This window comes from Saccharomonospora iraqiensis subsp. paurometabolica YIM 90007 (assembly GCF_000231035.2).
GTDB lineage: Bacteria > Actinomycetota > Actinomycetes > Mycobacteriales > Pseudonocardiaceae > Saccharomonospora > Saccharomonospora paurometabolica.
On record NZ_KI912196.1, the window covers coordinates 2,414 to 7,173 of the forward strand.

Genomic DNA, 4,760 nt, shown 5'->3' on the forward strand with positions numbered 1-4,760 from the left:
GCGACCGCGGCCGAGGCCTGCTCCGCCGTCGCCGCGGCGGCCCGGCCGACCACCGACGTGCCGTCCGCGGGGTCGACGATCCGCAGCGAGTCACCGGCCGTCCGGGACTCGCCGTCGATGAACAGCCCGGTCTCGATCTCGGACACGGTGTCGACGGAGTTCGTGGACATCGTCGCCTCCCTCGTCGGTGGTCGTGGCACGCACCCTACGTTCCCCGGATCGCGTCGTCCCATGACAACGGACCCGACCCGACCGCGACATCCGACGTAGTCCGTACCGGCCGGGCCGGTGCGGAGCCACCGCCGCGTCCCCGCACGGACATCGCCGTGTTTCGTCCGTGTCCGCCCGGGTACGCACCGGACACGAGTGCCGGACACGCGACAACGGAGGTGACAGCCGTGCGGAATCAGCCGTCGGTCTCGCTCGACGAGGCACGCGAGATCATCGCGGGTGGGGAGAAGAAGGCGCGGGAGATCGGGCAGCCCGCCAACATCGCCGTGGTCGACGCGGGCGGCAACCTGGTCGCCCACGCGCGGATGGACGGCGCGTGGCTCGGCAGCGTCGACATCTCCATCAACAAGGCCTTCACCTCCCGCGCGTTCGACATCGCCACCGCCGATCTCGCGGAGAACGCGCAACCCGGCGCGCAGTTCTTCGGCATCCACGCCTCGAACCACGGCCGCGTGATGATCTTCGCCGGGGGGCTCCCGCTGAAGCACGAGGGAACGGTCGTCGGCGCCGTCGGCGTGAGCGGCGGTACCGGGGAACAGGACCAGACCATCGCCGAGGCCGCCGCGGCGGCGTTCCGGCCCGCCGGGTAGGGCGCGCGCCCGGACGGGACGGACCGGGACGGGCGGCACCACAGCCGCCCGCGCTCCGGCGCTCCCTTCCGGTGAAGCGTCGGTTCACCGGTGGGCGGACCGGGAATGCACGCGACCACGACCCGCACCCGACGGCCCGCGAGAAGGAGTCACCCCGCATGTTCTTCCACCGGCAGGAACTGCAGTTCAAGGCGAGCCCGGAACAGCCCGACGCGGTGTACGCGCGCAAGCTCCAGGAGGTCCTCGGTGGCCAGTACGGTGAGATCACCGTGGCGATGCAGTACATGTTCCAGGGCTGGAACATGCACGTGCCCGGCAAGTACCGGGACCTGGTCTTCGGGATCGGGTCCGAGGAGTTCGGCCACGTCGAGATGCTCGCCACCATGATCGCCCAACTGCTGGAGAAGTCCCCACTGGGCGCCACGGACGAGGCGGTGCAGGCCGACCCCACGGTCGCGGCCGTCGTCGGCGGGACCGACGTCCAGCACGCCATCGTGGCGGGTGCGGGGGCACGGCCCGTCGACAGCATGGGCAACCCGTGGCAGGGCGCCTACATCACCGCGAGCGGCAACCTGCTGGCCGACTTCACCTCGAACGCCAACGCCGAGATGCAGGGCCGCACGCAGGTCGCCCGGCTCTACCACATGACCGACGACCACGGGGTGCGGGAACTGCTGTCGTTCCTGCTGGCGCGGGACACCATGCACCAGAACCAGTGGCTCGCCGCGGCCGCCGAGCTGCGGGAGAGCGGCGCCGAGCAGCTGCCGGTGCCGAGCACGTTCCCGCAGGACAGGGAACAGACGGACGTGTCGTACCAGTATCTGAACTTCAGCGACGGGCGGCACGCCTCCGAGGGTCGCTGGGCCTCCGGCCCCACCCCGGACGGCAACGGCGAGTTCAGCTACCACGAAGGCGCCACCACCAGTGCCCCCATGCCGCCGCCCACCCGGCCGGACTCCCGCTTCTACGGCACCACCGAGGCGTGAACGACATGACCGACACACCGCCCCCGGAACAGGTGGCCGACGCGTGGGACGCACTCGCGTCCGGCTACGACGAGTTCATCACCCCGGAGAGCCTCCGGCACGGCGACGTCGCGCTCGGCCGGGTGGAGATCGGGCCCGGAACCCGGTTCCTGGACGTCGCCGCGGGCACCGGGGCCCTGAGCATCCCGGCCGCACGTCGGGGCGCCCGGGTGGTCGCCACCGACATCGCCCCGGCGATGATCGAGCGGCTGGTCGCCCGCGCCCGCGCGGAGGGGCTCACCGACGTCGAGGGCCGGGTGCTGGACAGCCGTGCGCTGGGCTTCCCGGACGACACGTTCGACGTGTCCGCCTCGCAGAACGGTGTGACGATGCTGCCCGACCTCGACGCGGGACTGGCCGAGATGGTGCGGGTCACCAGGCCCGGCGGGGCGGTGCTCGTGGCCGCCTTCGGCCCACTGCCGAAGGTCGAGTTCCTCACCTTCCTGCTCGACGCCGTCCGGGCCGCCGTGCCGGACTTCACCGGCCCGCCGATGGACCCGCCACCGCCCCCGTTCCAACTGGCCGACCGGGACGTCTTCCGCGAACGGCTCACCGCGGCAGGGCTGCACGACGTGGCCGTGGACACGATCACCTGGGACATGACCGTCGCGTCACCCACGCACCTCTTCAACGAGGTCGCCACCAGCAACCCGATCGGCGCCCGGCTCGTCGCGGGGTTGAGCGAGGACCAACGCACGGAAGTGCTGCGGGTACTGGACGGCCTGCTGCGCGAGCGCTCCGGGGACCGCCCCTCGGCCGTGCTGCACGCGGACGTCAACGTCGGCACCGGCGTGAAGTGAACTCATCCGCCGTCCGCTGCTCATCGTGGTGCGAGCGCGATCGCCGCTTCGGCGGTCGCCTGCAGTACCTCCGCCGGCGACGTTCCGTCGAGTGATTCGGCCTCGGCGACGAGGACGGTGCTGCCGTCCCGGTCGGAGTCGTAGTGGTGTCCGGTGAACCGGACGACCGAAACCACCGGCCGGATGTCGCCCGTGCCGTGCCGGTCGATGAGGTGCTTGAACGCGACGGCGTCGCTGCCCGTGGTGAAGTGCACGCGCGAGACCAGGACAGTGATCACGTCACCTTCGTCGTCGGTCAGCGGATACTGGACCCGTCGTACGATGCGGCAGGACTCACGGGTGAGGAAGTCCTGTACCTGCCCGAAGGAAACCGTGCGGCACTCGGCCGCCGAGTCCTCCCGCTGACGCCCTTTCCGCAGGCGCAATTGCCGCCACGCCTTCGCGGGGCCCGACCGACGGGCCGTCCGCTTCGCCTTTGGGAGTTTCGACTGGATGGCCCGCACCACGGCGGACTCGGCGCTGGAGAATACGGCGGAGCCACCTGCCGCACCGCCCGCCCCGACGCCACCCACGCCGCCCGAGGCCACAAGGAGCCCGACTCCGGCGGCAGCCGCGACGGCGCCACCCCGCTTCTTGGGGATCGGGTACTTGCTTCCGTCCGGTCGACTTCGAATATCCACGTCGGGCATCTGGTGTCCTCCCCGTCCGTCGCCCTACTCGACGGAGCAGCGTGGCCCACTACCGCGGGCCGGAGAGCACAAACCGAAGAAGGGCACACGGACGGGTGACATCGACGTCCGGTACGGCCGGAGAGGACGACGGGTCCGGGAGTTGTCGCCGAGGCCCCGCCGGTAGGGAGGGGAAAGCGCGACCGACGGTCCGTCAGGCGTCCGGGCTGCCGCGTTCGGCGTCGCGTTCCTTGAGGCGTGCCGCCTCCTCGCGGACCTCCGCCTGGGTGGCGCGTTCCCGCCGGAGCCACTCGGGCATCTCCGCCTTCAACGCGTTGATCTCCGCCGTGGTGAGCGCGTCGGTGATCCCGTTGCGGGCGAGGGCGCTGTTGGAAACCCCGAGCCGGGCGGCGACGACCTGCCGGGGGTGCGGACCGTCGCGGCGCAGGTCCCGCAGCCACTCCGGAGGGTCGGCCTGCAGGGCGTTCAACTCGTCGCGGGAGACCACACCGGACCGGAACTCCTCCGGCGTGGCCGGGAGGTACACGTTCAGCTTCTTCGCCGCGGTCTCGGGCTTCATCGTCTGGGAGGTCTTCTGCGACGCCATGCCCCGAGGGTAGCCGTCCGGGGTCCACGACCCGCGCTCGGCGTACCGCCCGTCCGGTAGCCTGGCGGCGTGCCGGATCCGGACGAACACCTCTCGTTCACCCTCGCCCACGTCCCCGGGGTGACGCCCGACAAGTGGGTGCGCCGGTGGCACGAGCGGGCACCCCGGGTCCCGCTGTCGCTCACCCGGGTCGCCGCCGCCGACGCCGCCGACACGGTGCGCGAGGGTGCCGTCGACGCCGCGCTGCTCCGGCTGCCGACCGACGGCACGGGGCTGCACGCCATCCCGCTGTACACCGAGACGACGGTGGTGGTGGCCCCGAAGGACCATCTCGTGACCGCCGCCGAGGAGCTCTCCGGCGACGACCTGGCCGACGACGTCGTGCTGCATCCGCTGGACGACGTGCTGGACTGGGACGTCCCGCCCGGCCTGCCCGCGGTCGAGCGCCCGGCCACGACCGGCGACGCCGTCGAACTCGTCGCGGCCGGCGTGGGACTGCTCGTCGTCCCGCAGTCCCTCGCCCGGCTGCACCACCGCAAGGACCTCACCTACCGGCCGCTCACGGACGCCCCGCAGTCACGGGTCGCGCTGGCGTGGCCCGAGGACGGGACCACCGAGCTGATGGACCTGTTCATCGGCATCGTCCGCGGGCGCACCGTGAACAGCACGCGCGGACGCACCCGGGCCCCCGCACCGGCGACGAAGTCGGGGAGCGGGCAGAACGGCGACACCGCCCCCACCCGCAAGGCGGCCTCCCGCAAGTCCCCACCCCGGAAGCCGGGCGGCGGGAAAAAGCGACATCGGGGCTCCGGCGGCCCGCGCGGGGGACGCGGCGGACC

General features: G+C 72.2%; 6 protein-coding genes. 4 read left to right on the plus strand and 2 right to left on the minus strand.

Going from position 1 to position 4,760, the window contains the following annotated elements; all coding sequences use genetic code 11:
- Positions 1-398: 398 nt before the first annotated feature.
- The 3 genes from SACPADRAFT_RS0201900 (at position 399) to SACPADRAFT_RS0201910 (ending at position 2,646) form a co-directional block, all read left to right on the plus strand.
- On the plus strand, positions 399-821 hold the full coding sequence (locus SACPADRAFT_RS0201900; RefSeq protein ID WP_007026550.1) for a GlcG/HbpS family heme-binding protein: 423 nt from the start codon (positions 399-401) through the stop codon (positions 819-821).
- 158 nt (positions 822-979) lie between these two features.
- Positions 980-1,807, plus strand: a complete 828-nt coding sequence (locus SACPADRAFT_RS0201905; protein ID WP_007026551.1) for a manganese catalase — start codon at positions 980-982, stop codon at positions 1,805-1,807.
- 5 nt (positions 1,808-1,812) lie between these two features.
- Complete coding sequence (locus tag SACPADRAFT_RS0201910; RefSeq protein WP_007026552.1) at positions 1,813-2,646, plus strand: class I SAM-dependent methyltransferase; 834 nt, start codon at positions 1,813-1,815, stop codon at positions 2,644-2,646.
- Between the two features lie 20 nt (positions 2,647-2,666).
- Here the strand turns inward: SACPADRAFT_RS0201910 and SACPADRAFT_RS0201915 are convergent, their stop codons facing one another.
- Both SACPADRAFT_RS0201915 and SACPADRAFT_RS0201920 read right to left on the minus strand, forming a co-directional pair.
- Positions 2,667-3,335: a hypothetical protein gene (locus SACPADRAFT_RS0201915; RefSeq protein ID WP_007026553.1), complete on the minus strand. Its 669-nt coding sequence runs from the start codon at positions 3,333-3,335 to the stop codon at positions 2,667-2,669.
- Positions 3,336-3,528: 193 nt separating this feature from the next.
- Positions 3,529-3,921: a DUF5997 family protein gene (locus tag SACPADRAFT_RS0201920; protein ID WP_007026554.1), complete on the minus strand. Its 393-nt coding sequence runs from the start codon at positions 3,919-3,921 to the stop codon at positions 3,529-3,531.
- Between the two features lie 69 nt (positions 3,922-3,990).
- Between SACPADRAFT_RS0201920 and SACPADRAFT_RS24940 the strand changes: the two genes are divergently transcribed.
- The coding region (locus SACPADRAFT_RS24940; RefSeq protein WP_007026555.1) for a LysR substrate-binding domain-containing protein at positions 3,991-4,760 on the plus strand (770 nt) is incomplete at its 3' end.